Annotated in this window: 12 protein-coding genes and 1 tRNA gene; 6 read left to right on the top strand and 7 right to left on the bottom strand. The window is 53.5% G+C overall.

What is annotated here, in order from left to right; translation table 11 throughout:
* Positions 1 to 2 precede the first annotated feature (2 nt).
* Entirely contained in the window at positions 3 to 503 is a 501-nt protein-coding gene (gene mraZ / locus N9C89_RS09370; RefSeq protein WP_263953616.1) for a division/cell wall cluster transcriptional repressor MraZ, read from the bottom strand.
* A 626-nt stretch (positions 504 to 1,129) separates the two neighbouring features.
* Positions 1,130 to 2,224, bottom strand: a complete 1,095-nt coding sequence (locus N9C89_RS09375; protein WP_263953617.1) for an Mrp/NBP35 family ATP-binding protein — start codon at positions 2,222 to 2,224, stop codon at positions 1,130 to 1,132.
* Between the two features lie 253 nt (positions 2,225 to 2,477).
* On the opposite strand from N9C89_RS09375, the gene N9C89_RS09380 reads away from it, so the two are divergent.
* Positions 2,478 to 2,693, top strand: a complete 216-nt coding sequence (locus N9C89_RS09380) for a DUF1127 domain-containing protein (protein WP_263953618.1) — start codon at positions 2,478 to 2,480, stop codon at positions 2,691 to 2,693.
* Positions 2,694 to 3,050: 357 nt separating this feature from the next.
* Here N9C89_RS09380 and N9C89_RS09385 read toward each other — a convergent pair whose 3' ends face one another.
* A complete protein-coding gene (locus N9C89_RS09385; protein ID WP_263953619.1) occupies positions 3,051 to 5,489 on the bottom strand; it encodes an ATP-dependent helicase in 2,439 nt (812 codons plus the stop codon).
* Between the two features lie 285 nt (positions 5,490 to 5,774).
* On the opposite strand from N9C89_RS09385, the gene pyc reads away from it, so the two are divergent.
* Entirely contained in the window at positions 5,775 to 9,215 is a 3,441-nt protein-coding gene (gene pyc, locus N9C89_RS09390) for a pyruvate carboxylase (RefSeq protein ID WP_263953620.1), read from the top strand.
* 93 nt (positions 9,216 to 9,308) lie between these two features.
* On the opposite strand, the gene N9C89_RS09395 is transcribed toward pyc, so the two are convergent.
* Positions 9,309 to 9,464, bottom strand: coding sequence for a hypothetical protein (locus N9C89_RS09395; RefSeq protein ID WP_263953621.1), 156 nt, complete (start codon positions 9,462 to 9,464; stop codon positions 9,309 to 9,311).
* A gap of 131 nt (positions 9,465 to 9,595) precedes the next feature.
* On the opposite strand from N9C89_RS09395, the gene N9C89_RS09400 reads away from it, so the two are divergent.
* The 4 genes from N9C89_RS09400 (at position 9,596) to N9C89_RS09415 (ending at position 13,095) form a co-directional block, all read left to right on the top strand.
* Positions 9,596 to 9,670: transfer RNA gene (locus N9C89_RS09400), tRNA-Gly, on the top strand.
* 226 nt (positions 9,671 to 9,896) lie between these two features.
* On the top strand, positions 9,897 to 10,646 hold the full coding sequence (locus N9C89_RS09405; protein WP_263953622.1) for a FadR/GntR family transcriptional regulator: 750 nt from the start codon (positions 9,897 to 9,899) through the stop codon (positions 10,644 to 10,646).
* A gap of 105 nt (positions 10,647 to 10,751) precedes the next feature.
* The gene (locus N9C89_RS09410) at positions 10,752 to 12,257 is read left to right on the top strand and encodes an aldehyde dehydrogenase (NADP(+)) (protein WP_263953623.1); all 1,506 of its coding nucleotides are present in this window, start codon (positions 10,752 to 10,754) and stop codon (positions 12,255 to 12,257) included.
* Between the two features lie 145 nt (positions 12,258 to 12,402).
* The gene (locus N9C89_RS09415; protein ID WP_263953624.1) at positions 12,403 to 13,095 is read left to right on the top strand and encodes a rhomboid family intramembrane serine protease; all 693 of its coding nucleotides are present in this window, start codon (positions 12,403 to 12,405) and stop codon (positions 13,093 to 13,095) included.
* Here N9C89_RS09415 and N9C89_RS09420 read toward each other — a convergent pair.
* The 3 genes from N9C89_RS09420 to N9C89_RS09430 all read right to left on the bottom strand — a co-directional run bounded on the left by N9C89_RS09420 (position 13,081) and on the right by N9C89_RS09430 (position 16,309).
* A complete protein-coding gene (locus N9C89_RS09420) occupies positions 13,081 to 13,689 on the bottom strand; it encodes a hypothetical protein (RefSeq protein ID WP_263953625.1) in 609 nt (202 codons plus the stop codon). The genes N9C89_RS09415 and N9C89_RS09420 overlap by 15 nt on opposite strands.
* 130 nt (positions 13,690 to 13,819) lie before the next feature.
* A complete protein-coding gene (locus N9C89_RS09425) occupies positions 13,820 to 14,134 on the bottom strand; it encodes a hypothetical protein (protein WP_263953626.1) in 315 nt (104 codons plus the stop codon).
* A gap of 225 nt (positions 14,135 to 14,359) precedes the next feature.
* The gene (locus N9C89_RS09430) at positions 14,360 to 16,309 is read right to left on the bottom strand and encodes a multiheme c-type cytochrome (protein ID WP_263953627.1); all 1,950 of its coding nucleotides are present in this window, start codon (positions 16,307 to 16,309) and stop codon (positions 14,360 to 14,362) included.
* Positions 16,310 to 16,463: the final 154 nt, after the last annotated feature.

Raw genomic sequence — 16,463 nt, forward strand, 5'->3', positions numbered from 1 at the left:
GCTTAGTCCTCGCCTATGCCGTCGAGGTAGATGCTTGGATCAGCATCAGGGTCGAAGTCCTCGTCTCCCTCAAGGCCTTCATCCACCATGATTTCATAGGTTTCAGGAGACCAGATTTCAAATGTGTCGCCGTTACCGACGAAATACGCTTCACCCTGAAGCCCGATCTTTTTACGAAGTTTAGCGGGCAATACGAGGCGGCCAGTTTCATCAACCGAAGTCGGGAAGGCCTGCGCACTATAAAGACGCTGCAGCGCTTGGCGCCGCTTGGAGCCACGTGGAAGTTTCGCGATTTGCGCGTCAACTTCTTCGATGGCTTCTTGAGTAAAACATTCGAGCTGCTGGCGGCGGTAATCACCATAGACAATCACAACGCGTGGCGCCTGACCTGCCTGCCAATCCGGATCACCAGCTTCTAGAACACGACGAAACAGAGCGGGGATAGAGACCCTGCCCTTGGCATCCACCTTGTGGACGCTTTCGCCTCGGAACGTTCTAGCCACTGTCGCCGTAGCTCCTCTAACCTGCGGGCTTATTGGCCCGAAATGGAAACGGCGGATCGAGCTAGCTGCCACTACTCGATCCGCCGCCCTCGTCCCGTTTCCGGGAAAGTCCAGCTGCACGCGCCACCTGGGGGGATGTCTGCTCGCTCGCGCGCCGGATCTCAAATTTGACGAATTACGGGTGCCTGTATGAACCTGACTTTTGGGTTTTATTCGGAGTTCTTAATCTGCTCCTGATCCCGTACTCATCTTATGCATTAGGGATGGCATGGGAATGCATGGGCAATCAAGTGTTTTTTATGGGAAATCATTAAACCCGCAACAACAGCGCCGTGAACAAAACAAGACCAAATATCCAACCCCTCACCGAAAAACGGCTCAAGTAGTGCAATACTCGAAAAACAACACTAAATATTGTGCCTTCGAATTGCTGGAAATTTTTTCCCACAATTTCCCATAATAACCAATACCTGAGGTGAAAACGCACCAATAATCACCAGTTTCTGCTCATGTGTTGGCAATATTCGCCCAAATTTGGCGAGTGATTCGGAATAGAAAAGGCCTCGCCAAACGGCAAGGCCCGAGATATTCCCACGATTTCCCGTAGTCGATAGAAGCGCCCGTGTTTAGGCCATTCCGCCATCCACCAATCGCTTAGCAAGAACTGCGTAGGCTTCTGCAGCAGGACTATTACCTGCGGCGATCGGTGTACCGCTATCACCGGCCACGCGAACATCAAGTTCCAGAGGAAGCGCACCAAGGAATGGCACATCAAGCTTCTTCGCCTCTTCAGCGACACCGCCATGACCGAACAAATGCGCCTCATGCCCGCAGTTGGGGCAATGATATGTGCTCATGTTCTCGATCAGCCCGAGAACAGGCGTTTTGAGTTGCGAGAACATATTGAGCGCTTTCTTGGCATCCAGCATCGCCACATCCTGAGGCGTAGACACAACGATTGCGCCGGTCAGCTCTGATTTCTGGCAGAGCGTAAGCTGCACATCCCCCGTTCCGGGCGGAAGGTCGACAAGAAGAATATCAAGCTCGCCCCACTGCACCTGCCCCAACATCTGCTGCAACGCACCCATAAGCATCGGGCCGCGCCACACCACCGCTTTATCTGGATCAACCATCAAACCAATCGACATCATAGTGACGCCGTGCGCTTGTAGCGGAATAATCGTTTTGCCGTCCGGCGACGACGGACGCTTGGAAACACCCATCATGCGCGGCTGGCTCGGCCCATATATATCTGCATCAAGTAGGCCAACTTTTCGCCCCTGCTTGGCGAGTGCAACGGCGAGGTTACTTGAGACAGTAGACTTACCAACGCCGCCCTTACCCGAGCCGATGGCAATAATCCGCGCGACACCCGATGGCTTCATCGGTGCGGCTTGCGGCTTTGGATGGCCGCCAATTTTAAGACTAGGTGCAGGGCCATCAGAAGGTGCAGCAGGCTTCTGCGGCGCCTTTGGACCATGTGCGGTCAGAACCGCAGAGACAGAAGTCACACCCGGCAATGACTTTACAGCGACCTCGGCTGCATCGCGAACGCCAGCCAGCATTCGCGCCTCATCAGCGGACGTGGTTTCGATGACAAACTGGACCGCCCCATCCTTCACCATGATCGCGCGAACCAAATCGCGCGCGCCCAATGTGCTTCCGTCCGGCGTAGTGATTCCCGCCAGAACCTCTTGGACAGCCTCTTTTGTAACAGCCATGTAACATGTCCTTTTGTTAAATTCCGCTTCTCTAAATCCTCCTCTTGCGCGCCAGACACAAGGGGGTGCGTTAATTCGCCCTTTAAAATAAAGATTTTCGAGCCACGGCAAAATTACCTTAGGTCAGCCTTACTTATGCATTTTCTGCATAGCGGCATTGACGATGAGCGGGATTGTGCATTCGCAGCAAACCCTTATTTTGATCGTTGTTAGCGCAATCCGGCGCAGACAAAACTTCAAATGGAGCAAGCCAATGGCATTTGCAACAGACATCCGCGCCGCAGAAGCTGGCATCCAAGTTCGCATCACAGCAGCTTACAAAGCGCTGGTTGAGAAATTCGCGCAGTACAAAACGTACCGCAACACATTGAATGAGCTCGAGGCTCTTTCTGCCCGTGAACTGGCAGACCTCGGCCTGAACCGTTCGATGATCAAACGCGTTGCCCTCGAAGCGGCATACGGCGCCTAAGAATTCTTAATCGGACCCTCTCCTCCTCCCTGGGTCTGACGAAAGAGCGGTGATTTCTACCTCCTCCCAGAGGTCACCGCACATATAGCGAATGGCCTTCTCCTCCTCCCTAGGCCGGACGCTCAAGACCGGAAAACACTCTCCTCCTCCCTGTGTTTACGGTCGTAATACCGGAGCCTAGCTCCAACATATTCGAAGGATCTCTCTCCTCCTCCCTGAGATCCGGCGAACGCGAAAAGCCTCTCTCCTCCTCCCTGAGGCTGGACGCAACAAAAAGACGGTGATGCCCACCTCCTCCCGGGCATCACCGTTTTTTTCTTTTTCAGAGGTTGGATTTCTCTCGCAAGACTTGGCCGCCTAAAACGGCACGTCATCCGCCTTGTCAGCAGGAACGACAAACTTTGCCACAACTTTTTTGTCACCGGCTTTGTCGAATGAAATGCCAAGCTTGTCGCCTTCGATCTCTACAACTGTTCCATAGCCGAACTTCTGATGAAAAATCCGGTCCTCAATCGTAAAGGAACTCACCGCAGTTGCGTCGATTGTGATGTTGCGGCTTTCGCGTGGCTGGCTAATAGGGCGCTCGTTTGCGCGTTGCTGCATGCGTCTCCAGCCGGGGGAGTTGTAAACATCTGCTTTGGTCGCGCGTTGCTCCATCGCCGCTGGTGTTGCTGCGGCACCGAAACCTCCGCCGTATAGCCCTGGCGGCGTTAGTAAATCCACATGATCTTCGGGCAATTCGTCAATAAACCTACTTGGCAAAGACGTTTGCCATTGGCCGAACACAAAGCGATTGGCAGCAAAGGTTATCGTACAAAGGCGCTCTGCCCGCGTGATCCCCACATAGGCAAGGCGGCGCTCCTCTTCCAAACCTTTCAAGCCACTTTCATCCATTGAACGCTGACTCGGGAAAAGACCGTCCTCCCACCCAGGAAGAAACACATTCGGAAACTCCAAGCCCTTTGCCGCATGGAGGGTCATGATCGTGACCTTCTCCTCAGCTTCTTCGCTCTCATTATCCATAATAAGCGCGACGTGTTCGAGGAACCCTTGCAAATTCTCGAAATCATTTAGGGCCTTGACCAATTCTTTGAGGTTCTCAAGCCGCCCCGGCGCTTCGGGCGTTTTTTCATTCTTCCAGAAACCGGTATAGCCGCTTTCATCCAAAATCATCTCGGCAAGTTCAATGTGAGAAGTCCGTGAAGTTTCAGGAATTTCTTGAACTACCTCTTCCTCAATCACATCGTCACTGACTTCAAACAGGTCAACCACTCGGCGGCGTCCGCTCGCAAGCTCGGACCACCTGTCGATATTCTCAATCAGCTGCGCAAGTTCCTTGCCGCCCTTGCCACCAATACCTTTCGTCTCGATCAATATGCGTGCGCCTTCGAGCATTGAGACGCCGTGATCACGCCCCGCAGCGTGCATCTTCTGTATTGCAACCTTTCCAAGACCGCGTTTAGGCGTGTTTACGATACGCTCGAACGCCAAATCATCATCCGGACTCACCACAATGCGGAAATAGGACATCGCATCCCGAATCTCGAGGCGCTCATAGAACCGAGGCCCGCCAATCACACGATACGGCAAACCAATGGTAAGAAATCGTTCTTCAAATGCCCGCATTTGGTGGCTTGCACGCACGAGAATCGCAATATCCTCTAGGCTTTCGCCCGACTCTCCGTGCCGTCCGCGCTGAAGGTTTTCAATCTCTTCGCTGATCCAGCGCGCTTCCGCTTCGCCATCCCAGTGACCGATAAGGCGAACCTTCTCGCCGTCAGTTCGTTCTGTCCAAAGCTCTTTGCCCAATCGGCCCTTGTTGCCCGATATCACGCCCGATGCAGCAGCAAGGATATGCGGCGTGGAGCGATAGTTTTGCTCGAGGCGAACAACAAATGCTCCGGGAAAGTCCTTTTCGAACCGCAGGATATTTCCGACCTCGGCACCACGCCAGCCATAGATCGACTGATCGTCATCCCCCACGCAACAGATGTTTTTATGCCCGCCCGCGAGCAACCGCAGCCAAAGATATTGCGCGACGTTGGTATCCTGATACTCGTCCACAAGGATATATTTAAACGACTGTTGATATAGCTCCAAAACATCAGGGTGTTTCTGAAAAATCGTGACCATATGCAAAAGCAAATCGCCAAAATCACAAGCGTTTAACGTTTTCAAGCGCTCTTGATACTGGGCATAAAGCTCGATGCCCTTGTGATCAAAAGCACCGGCTTCTGCCGAGGGCACAGTTTCCGGAAGCCACGCACGGTTCTTCCAGCTGTCTATGATGTGAGAAAGCTGTCGCGCGGGCCAGCGTTTTTCATCGATATTCGCCGCCGAAAGCAACTGTTTAAGAAGGCGGATTTGGTCGTCCGTATCTAGAATCGTGAAGTTACTTTTGAGGCCAACCAGTTCCGCGTGACGGCGAAGGAGCTTTACGCAAATCGCATGAAATGTTCCGAGCCACTGCATACCAACGCCACTACCATCCAGCATCACCTCGATCCGGTTCTTCATTTCTCGCGCGGCCTTATTTGTAAAAGTCACTGCAAGAATATCGCGCGGCGCGGCCCGCCCCGTATTTACGAGATGCACGACGCGGCTGGTTAGCGCCTTGGTTTTACCTGTTCCGGCCCCTGCAAGCATAAGGACCGGACCGTCCAGATGCTCGACTGCTTGCCGCTGCGCAGGGTTCAAACCATCAAGATAAGCCACCTGTGGCTTTGGCATAGCGCGCTGCGAAAGGGGGACGCGCGACGGGGCGTCTAGAGGCTCGTTATCGTCAAATGTGCTCATACCGGCAATCTACCCAACTCCTTATCAGAGGGAAAGAGGTGTTCATAAAATGTTCTGCAACAATCAGGCAAAACTTCGGAACAATTAGGTCATTAATTGTGACCCAATTTGCCAATTCCGCCCACCAAAGCCGGATACCCACCTCAATCCAGCTAACAAAAATTGACCGCCGCAGCAATAAATAGACAGTTTTGCTGACCTAAATTCTTGCTGCAATTGCGAAGAAACCTTTACGAATGCAAGATTTCCTCATAAAAGATGCCCCAGAGCTATCGGGGAAACCATATGTCAGATTTCAAAAAGATTCTTATCGCCAACCGCGGTGAGATTGCCATTCGTATCATGCGTGCCGCAAACGAAATGGGAAAGAAAACGGTCGCGGTCTATGCCGAAGAAGACAAGCTCGGCTTGCATCGCTTCAAAGCGGACGAAGCCTATCGTATTGGCGAAGGTATGGGGCCAGTTGCCGCCTACTTGAGCATCGAAGAGATCATCCGCGTTGCCAAGATGTCCGGCGCTGACGCGATCCACCCGGGATATGGTCTCCTCTCTGAAAACCCCGATTTCGTAGACGCCTGCGAGGCCGCGGGCATTACGTTTATTGGCCCCAAGGCCGAAACAATGCGTGCCCTAGGCGACAAAGCCAGTGCGCGCCGCGTGGCGATCGAGGCCGGCGTTCCTGTTATCCCCGCCACCGAGGTTTTGGGCGACGACATGGACTCGATCCGCAAAGAAGCCGCAGAAATCGGCTACCCGCTCATGCTCAAAGCGAGCTGGGGCGGCGGTGGCCGTGGTATGCGCCCGATTTTCGGCGACGACGAGGTTGAGGAAAAGGTTCTTGAGGGGCGTCGTGAGGCCGAAGCCGCATTTGGGAATGGCGAAGGTTATCTTGAAAAGATGATCCAACGTGCCCGTCACGTTGAAGTGCAGATTCTGGGAGACCAGAACGGCGGAATGTATCACTTATATGAGCGTGATTGCTCGGTTCAGCGCCGCAACCAGAAGGTCGTTGAGCGCGCCCCTGCCCCTTATCTCTCTGAAGAGCAGCGCGCAGAGGTCTGTGAATTGGGCCGCAAGATTTGCGCCCATGTGAACTATCAATGCGCAGGTACCGTCGAATTCCTAATGGATATGGACGACGGGCAGTTTTATTTCATCGAGGTGAACCCGCGCGTACAGGTAGAACACACTGTTACCGAAGAAGTCACCGGCATTGATATCGTTCAGGCTCAAATCCTGATCTCCGAAGGCAAATCCATTCAGGAAGCCACCGGTAAAGCCAGCCAAGACGACATTCACCTCACCGGCCACGCGCTACAATGCCGCGTGACAACCGAAGACCCGCAAAACAACTTCATCCCCGACTACGGCCGCATTACTGCCTATCGTTCGGCCACAGGCATGGGCATTCGTCTCGACGGTGGTACAGCTTATTCGGGCGGGGTGATTACACGCTATTATGACTCCCTCCTCGTGAAGGTTACGGCGAAAGGCCCGACACCTGAAGCAGCAATTGCACGCATGGACCGCGCGTTGCGAGAATTCCGTATTCGCGGTGTCAGCACCAACATCGCTTTTGTCGAGAACCTGCTCAAGCATCCAACATTCCTCGACAACACATATACAACCAAGTTTATCGACGAGACGCCGGACCTCTTTGACTTCAAAAAGCGCCGCGACCGTGCGACCAAAATCCTCACTTATGTTGCGGATATTACGGTTAACGGGCACCCTGAAACGGCGGACCGTCCGGCACCAGCGGATGATCTACACGCCCCTGTTCCTCCTGCCCCAATCGGTGCGCCGAAGAACGGCACGCGCAATCTGCTTGAAGCCGAGGGGCCACAGGCCGTTGCGGATTGGATGGCTGCACAGAAAAAGCTCCTGCTGACCGATACAACCATGCGCGACGGGCATCAGAGCCTTCTTGCTACGCGTATGCGTTCGATTGACATGATCAAGGTTGCGCCAAGCTATGCGTCGAACCTTGGCGATCTGTTCTCGGTTGAATGCTGGGGCGGCGCGACCTTTGATGTCGCTTATCGCTTCTTGCAGGAATGCCCATGGCAGCGCCTCCGCGATCTGCGCGCGGCAATGCCAAACGTCATGACCCAAATGCTCCTGCGCGCCAGCAACGGCGTTGGCTATACAAACTATCCTGACAACGTCGTGCAATCTTTCGTCAAACAAGCCGCAATTACCGGCGTTGACGTGTTCCGCGTCTTTGACAGCCTTAACTGGGTTGAAAATATGCGCGTTGCCATGGATGCGGTCATCGAGGCCAATAAGGTCTGTGAAGGCACAATTTGCTATACTGGCGACATCCTTGACCCGAACCGTGCGAAATACGACCTCAAGTATTACGTTGAAATGGGTAAAGACCTGAAGGCCGCAGGCGCACATGTGCTTGGCCTCAAGGATATGTCCGGTCTGCTCAAGCCATCCGCAGCGGGGCTTCTCATCAAGTCGCTTAAAGAAGAAGTGGGCCTACCGATCCATTTCCATACACACGACACATCCGGCATCGCGGGCGCCACTATTCTTGCGGCGGCAGAAGCTGGCGTTGATGCAGTTGATGCGGCGATGGATGCCTTCTCTGGCGGTACAAGCCAGCCATGTCTCGGTTCCGTCGTCGAAGCCCTGCGCCACACAGAGCGCGACACCGGCCTTGATATCGGCGCAATCCGCGAGGTTTCCAATTACTGGGAAGGCGTACGCGCGCAATACGCTGCTTTTGAAAGTGGTCTCGCCGCTCCGGCATCAGAAGTTTACCTTCACGAAATGCCAGGCGGTCAGTTTACCAACCTCAAGGCGCAGGCGCGCAGCCTTGGGCTTGAAGAGCGCTGGCACGAGGTCGCCCAGACATATTCCGACGTGAACCAGATGTTCGGCGATATCGTCAAAGTGACACCAAGCTCCAAAGTTGTTGGCGACATGGCACTGATGATGGTGAGCCAAGGGCTGACACGCGATGAGGTGGAAGATCCGGAAGTTGATCTCTCCTTCCCTGATAGTGTGGTGGACATGATGCGCGGAAACCTCGGCCAACCTCCGGGTGGTTTCCCAGCGGCAATCCAAGCCAAAATCCTCAAAGGCGAGAAGCCAAGCGTTGAGCGCCCTGGCGCCTCCATGGAACCCATCGACCTTGAGGCCGTGCGTGCAAAAGTTTCAGAAGAGCTTGATGGATTTGTCGTCGATGACGAAGACCTGAACGGCTACCTTATGTATCCCAAGGTGTTCCTCGATTACATGGGCCGCCACCGTACCTATGGTCCGGTCCGCGCGCTTCCGACACGTACATTCTTCTATGGCATGGAGCCGGGCGAAGAGATCACTGCTGAAATCGACCCAGGCAAAACGCTCGAGATTCGTTTGCAAGCCGTAGGTGAGACTGGTGAGGACGGCGACGTTAAGGTTTTCTTTGAGCTTAACGGCCAGCCACGTGTGATCCGCGTACCAAACCGCCTTGTAAAGTCGCAAACTGCTGCACGGCCAAAAGCCGAAGATGGTAACGCAAACCACATCGGCGCACCAATGCCAGGTGTTGTAGCCTCACTGGCGGCAACTGTTGGCCAGAAGGTGCACGAAGGCGATCTCCTTCTCACGATCGAGGCGATGAAAATGGAGACCGGCATTCATGCCGAGCGTGATGCGGTTGTGAAAGCTGTGCATGTAGCACCAGGCGGCCAAATCGATGCCAAGGATTTGCTTGTCGAACTGGAATAAGCTGATCTGAAAATACGGCCCCCTGTTAGATGGGGCCAAACTCTACAATGCCCGCCGCAGGAAACTGTGGCGGGTTTTTCGTTGAGAATCTCGTTACACGTTAACCTGACTCAAACACATCGCCGCGACGATCATCACCGTCAGGCTCATGATCCGAAAGGTCGAAGTTCCGCGTGGCCATTGAACGCGCGCGTGACAAATAGCGCGGGCCAAACCAGTTTCTCTATGGGTCTGTTCAAGGTGTCTCATCTGTCCTCTCCTGTGTTCCTGAATCTAATACGAACCGACTTCAGATATCCGTCACAAAAAAATTTCTTTTTATGCGATTTCCCTCTTGCAGCCCCCAGATGTTCGCTATAAATCAGGCCTCACCAAACGGCGCGGGCGTAGCTCAGGGGTAGAGCATAACCTTGCCAAGGTTAGGGTCGGGCGTTCGAATCGCCTCGCCCGCTCCAATTGGTTAATTATCCGCCACCCACGGATATCACGGAAGAGCCGCTCTCACATATGTGATGGCGGCTCTTGTGATTCACGGGCTTGTGATCGCGTTTTCCAAGCAAACCTGCCATTTCTTTACCGTTGCATTCGCTTTCTGGCTCTTTATTGTCAGATTGTAGGACATCACCTCCCCGCCTAAAGCCGCATACGCGCCTCAATCAGGCGGGAAAAGGAGTCGGGCGCATGAAATTAGACCAGTCAAAAATCGAAGAGCATTTCGGACAGATCGAGCGCAAAGGCTATCTGCCCGACATTATTGCTTCTGATATCTTGGCAAAGGTCCAGTCCGGTATTCTCAAGCCAGGTGATTGTCTCCCAACCGAAATAATGTTGGCGCAAAGATTCGGCGTGAGTCGGAACGTCGTTCGTGAGGCGATTGCTCGCCTTCGTTCGGATGGGGTTATTGCGACAAAGCAAGGCCGCGGGGCGGTGATCAAACCGATTTCCGAGCGCGCGACCTTTCGGGTGGATACACAAAACATGCCCGAAGAAAACGCTCTCGCGCAATTGTTTGAGCTAAGGGCCATCCTTGAAATCGACGTTGCCGGAATTGCTGCACTTCGCCGAAGCGATGATGATCTTGCCCAACTCGATGAGACAATGAACGTTATGGCCGAAAGCAAAGTGTTCGACGATCTGCGCCTACAGTCAGACGCGCGCTTTCATCGCCTCCTCGGCCAAGCAACAGGAAACAGCTACCTCGCAGGCTTTGTCGACTACATTTCCGGACGCCTTGCTGACACAACACGCAAGACAGAACGCGTCTATGGCAAAGACGACCTGCTTGAGATTTCCGTAGCCGAACATCTCGCGGTTCTTGAAGCTGTCAGGGCACAAAACCCAACCGCGGCTCGCGAGGCAATGGCCAGACACGTAAAGGCCGCCGCTGGTCGTCTTGGCCTAACCATTCCAGAAACCGCTGGCGTCGCTTAGTTCATTGCAAGAATCCGCCGGAATCGCCAATAGGCGCTAGACACTCACCACGCGCTGACCTAGTGTTTGTCCAACAATCCAACTAGGCCCTGTAAGGATACCAAAATGCTCAAAGGAACCCATCTGATCGCCGGTGAATGGATCGGCGGCCCAAACACCTTTACGAACGAACCCGCAAGCGGCGAAGCCGACGAATTTGCGGTAGGAACAGTCGAACTTGTCGATCAAGCCTGTATTGCCGCCGAAGAAGCTTTCTGGAGCTATGGTTACTCCACACGCGCCGAGCGTGCTGCTTTTCTTCGTGAAATCGCCAAGGAAATCGACGCCCTCGGCGACGAGATCACCGCGATGGGCTCTAAGGAAACAGGTCTTCCAGAGGCTCGCCTCGTTGGGGAACGCGGCCGAACAACAGGCCAGTTGAACCTCTTCGCAGATCACATCGAAAAAGGTGACTACCTTGATCGCCGCTTTGATGAAGCCCTTCCTGATCGCGCGCCTCTGCCGCGCCCTGACTTGCGGATGATGCAGCGCCCAATCGGCCCTGTAGCTGTATTTGGCGCTTCCAACTTCCCACTCGCCTTCTCAACAGCTGGCGGTGATACTGCTGCGGCTCTGGCTGCAGGCTGCCCAGTTGTCGTCAAAGGTCACTCTGCGCATCCTGGCGTGTCGGATCTTGTCGCACAGGCGATCGATAAAGCCATCAAAACCTGCGGCATTCACCCAGGTGTATTCTCGCAAATCCAAGGCGGTAACCGCGCAGTTGGTCAAGCCGTTGTACAGCACCCACTTATCAACGCTGTTGGTTTTACTGGCTCGCTTGGCGGTGGTCGTGCGCTCTTTGATCTCTGTGCCGCACGCCCAAACCCGATCCCATTCTTTGGCGAACTTGGTTCAGTTAACCCAATGTTCATCCTTGATGGTGCTCTCGCCTCTCGCGGCGCAGACATCGGCAAAGGCTGGGCTGCGTCGCTCACAATGGGCGCTGGTCAGTTCTGTACAAACCCTGGCATTGCAATCGTTAAAGAAGGTAAGGAAGCAGAAGCCTTCGTTGCGGCGGCAACCGAAGCGCTCGGCGAAGTTCCTGCACAGACAATGCTCACCGAAGGTATTGCCTCCGCCTATTACTCCGGCCGCGACCGGATCCAAGGCACCGCCGGTGTTCAGGAAGTCCTGACGTCTACATGCGATCTACGCAGCGCGACACCTTACCTTTTCGCAACGACTGCCGAAGAATGGCTAAAGAACGAAGAGCTCGGCGAGGAAGTGTTCGGACCGCTTGGCATGGTTGTTACGGTTAAAGATCAGGAGCAGGCTCGCGAAATTGCCCGCTCCCTCCAAGGCCAGCTGACCTGCACCATCCACATGGATGACGCAGATGCAGACGATGCCCGCGCTCTTATGCCTATCATCGAGCGCAAAGCCGGACGGCTTCTGGCCAACGGCTTCCCAACAGGCGTTGAGGTCAGCGACACAATGGTTCACGGCGGCCCCTACCCTGCATCCACAAACTTCGGTGCAACTTCGGTGGGAACACTCTCCATTCGCCGCTTCCTGCGCCCTGTCTGCTATCAGGCCATCCCGACTTCGGTACTTCCCGACGATTTGGTCTAAAGCCAGCAAAATCTTTTCTAAAGGGCTCCGATTTTCGGGGCCCTTTTCTGTTTCGGGCTTAATTTCTCTTACTTTCTCGTAAAGCGGTTCTCTTTTCGCAATTAGGCACTAAGTTGCAATGAGACCTCCATAGACCGAGAAAATTATGTCCGCATCAAACCAGCCCCCGACAAATCAGCGCGTAAGTGACGTTCCATTCCAAATTTGGGCGCTGGTCGGGATTATGGCGGCGATAGAGGTGGTACTTTCACTTGCTGATCGCGGGATCATCGGAAGCCCTGACTGGCGCGCGACGATGGTTATCTATGGTGCGTTTTGGTCGCCCCTTTTGTCAGGTGAATTGCTCCCCGCTTTTGACGCACAGCCCGTAACGATGTTTCTCAGCCACGCGTTTTTGCACGGCGGCATGTTTCATTTGTTGATGAACACAGTTGTTCTGCTGTCGCTTGGCAAGTTCCTCTCCTCGCTGTCGGGACCGTGGCCAGTTATCGGGTTATTTGCCGTTTCTGCGATTGGGGGCGGTATTGTGTTTGGCCTGATCAACTCATCAAACGCACCGATGCTTGGCGCTTCTGGTGCAGTTTTCGGTTTCCTTGGCGCGTGGCAATTCTTCGAAGCTGCAAAGCTTCGTCGCACAGGTCAATCGCTAAAGCCTGTATTTTCAACCTGCGTCGGCTTGGTGGTTGCGAATATTTTGATCGCCTTGGTACTCCAAGGGGCGTTGGCATGGGAAGCGCATTTGGGCGGCTTCATCGCAGGAATTCTTATGGGGCCAGTTCTTCTGCGTCTTGCGCAAAACAGAGCGCGACGCCGCTTTGAAGCCTCACGAAAGTTTTGATGCTTCCTCTCGCATCCGATACCAGCGAAACCCCAACATCAATACAAACATTAGAACCGCGACGCCGAGAATATCGCCAATAAATACTGCAAAGAACACCAGAAGCCCATCTCCCGGAATGATTACGCCGGACAACAGAAGGCTTTGGAACACCGAGTTGATGACCGACGAGATGGCACCAACAACAAGAATCAATTTCCAATTGATCGGCGTTCCGCGCCCTGCATATAGGTTCATACCAAAGAGCCGCATAAACTCGAACGCAAGAACGCCCGTGAGCGACGCGGCGAACGCAGTCGCGAAAACGAGCCCGTCCAACAAGAGATTTTGCGGGTCAGTCGAGAAAACACAGGCCGCGATGATATTACCAGCAAACAGGGCAATGACAGATGGCCACCCATAGAACAACGCGGCCAAGACACGAATACCGTGAGGCAAGTACAGAAAACATGCAAAGACGGTGATTTCAGGGAAATAGATCGCCTGAATCGGCGCGATAACGAGCGCAACAATTCCATGCGCAAAAATATACAGAATGATTATTAACAGAAATGGCGCGGCAGATTTATATGCCGCTCTGCTTAGGTCACCCATTCCAATGCTCCGTCCCCATGTGCACGAACAAGCCGTTGGCAGCAGTCACGCCTGCAAACGCTTGTTCGTCTAACGAAGCTTGAACGAAGGTTTATTTACGATCAACGGATAAAGTAAAGTATCCGTAATTTTACGCGTTTTTCAGAACAATCTCTGGATTCATATTCACGACGTAGGATTTCGACTTTGAACCTGCTGCTTTTTTAATCATTCCCTTCTCAAGGAGTGACCGCAAAGAACGATGATAGGTTGCTTGCGCGATAGATTTCGTGAGGCTGTGATTTCGGATCTGATCGGATGCGACAACATCACCTTCATTTTCCGTCAAGCTTCTTGCGGCTAGAAAAATATCAATTTCTGATTGCGCAAGCTTGTCGAGACCGAGATCCTGCTCCATCTCCAACAGAATGCTTCGCAACTGAAAAAATGCTCTAAACTGATCCATCGCTCGCTCCTGTACTTGCTTAAAAATAAGATTACACTCAAATTTTCTGCTTAGCAACTTTGGCAACTTTCTCGTGTTGACAATTTTTTGTGAACACGCATAGTCGTTCCACTACCCTTCCAAGCTAATTTTCCGTGAGTGGGAATTGCAGCGTAGTTGAAAGCTCTGATGCATTTAGCATTGGAGCTTTTTACATTCGGACGATACATAAGTAGACGCCACAGATTACTGCAGTTCCTTCAACTCCTGTTCCATCTGAAGCAGGAATTCGCTTTCGGGTAGTTTGCTACGCGCTTCCGTCACAACAGAAAGTGCCCCAGCCATATCGCCTTCAGCCGCTTTGATCCGCACAAGCATGCTCCATGCATCTTCACGCTGCGGGTCGAGTTGCACCACTGTTCTGAATGCCTCCGTTGCTGCAGGCAAATTTCGCATACCAAGCGCAGCGCCACCGAGCACTAGGTGCGTTTCCGGAAAATCAGAACGATTGCTCAAACTTTCTCGCCATTCTCCCATTGCCCGTTGGAAATTCGAAGCGATGGCCTCTGGGAAACGCGCAACAGGTGCGCTCAATAGGGATTTTGCCGTCTCTGTGCGTACAAGCCGGACAGGATCGCCCAACAATTCGACCAAACGCAGGACACTCTCTTGCGGGTTCGCGCCAGACTGCGGACGGATCGCGGCAGACCGGATCAGCGGATCAGGATGCGACAACAATGGCGCTAGTGTTTCCGCTAAATCTTCGTCAGCCGCGGCCTCAAGTAACCAAAGCGCCGTGGCTCGGACGATGCTTGCCTCGCCTTCAGATGTTGCAAGAGACACAAGCTCAGAACGCGCGCTCACGGGGTCTGCAAAACCTTTGGCGAAAACAGTCCCGTAATGCGCGCCTCGATGTACGCTGTCAGGGTACCATGCCGCGATCTCTTCGGCAGCCCATTCTGGAGAACGGTCATCATGGCAATCAGTACAAGCATCAGGCGATCCCGACGCAGCTGCGAGATCAGGACGTGGAATTCTAAAGCTATGATCCCGACGCCCATCGATCCCCATATAGTCCCGCTCAATCATGTGACAGGATTTACACTGCGCCCCTTCGCTCTCTTCGGGATGGAAATGGTGATCCGCTGTGTCGTAGTCTTTCTGCGTCAGGCTCGTGAATTCCGGATTACCCGCGGGCGAATGACATTGCGTACAAACTGCATTGCCTTCGGCTTTCAATTGAACAGAGTGCGGATCATGGCAATTGCTGCATTGCACACCTTTTTCGTACATTTTCGACTGTAGGAATGAGCCGTAAACATAGACCTCATCGCGAATTTGCCCGTCCGGATGGTACATACCGGGCCGCAACAATGAGAGCGCATATGCGTCGTGATATGGCGTACCTGGCAAGGGGTTTCCATCAAGCTGCGCCTCGCGACGCGAGTGGCACCCCGCACAATGCTGTATCTCACCCTCCGCACCGGCCTCGGCGAAGTTCATCGAAAAATAAGACCCCTGCCCATCTTCCTTTGCTCCGTTTTCGGCCCACTCGACATGATCGCGCCCCGGCCCATGACATGCTTCACAGCCAACGCCGATCTCGACCTGATCTGAAGCATAGCTTTGCGATACGCTATCGTAGTTTTTGCGAAAGCCTGTGGCATGACATTCCGCACATCTCGCGTTCCAATTCTTATATGGACCGGTCCAATGCAAACCGTCATCGGGCGGAAGATGTTGATCCGGATAAAGGTGATACCATTCCTCGCGCTCCACATCCCAAACCACGTCGAAACTTTGGAGCTTTCCCGGCTCTGTCTCGATAAGATACTGCTGCAACGGCGCAATTCCCGCTACGGAATGAACTTCAAACCGTTTTTTGCTCCCGCCTTCTTCGGTCACATGAATTACAAACGTCTGCCCTTCTCGGTCAAACCGCGTCGATACACCATCATGCACGAATTCTGCGCCATCAAAATTGCCAAGAACGTTCTCTTCCGTTGCCTCCGTCCAAGCCAACGCATGGTGCGACTCTTCCCATGCAAGGCTTTCATCTTCGTGACAGGTCGCGCAAGTTTCTGTGCCGACATATCCTTTTGCGATTTCGTCCAAGTTCTGAGTTTGGCTCTGCGCCATGGTGGCCGTGCCGGCGGCAAGAAAAGTCATTGCCGTTAAAACTTGGCGAAGTATCAAGGTGTCGCTCCCATAAAGAATACAATCAAATCAATTTGCTCCCACAGTGGCAGTGATTGAGTGCAGGTCAAGCCCCCCTACGCAGTTTGAAAGGTACAGTTCTTCAAATTACTGTCAAAATGAGTTGCGGGCCTGATACGGTGCGGGCAAGATG

It is taken from the genome of Halocynthiibacter sp. SDUM655004, assembly GCF_026015885.1.
Taxonomy (GTDB): Bacteria; Pseudomonadota; Alphaproteobacteria; order Rhodobacterales; family Rhodobacteraceae; genus Falsihalocynthiibacter; species Falsihalocynthiibacter halioticoli.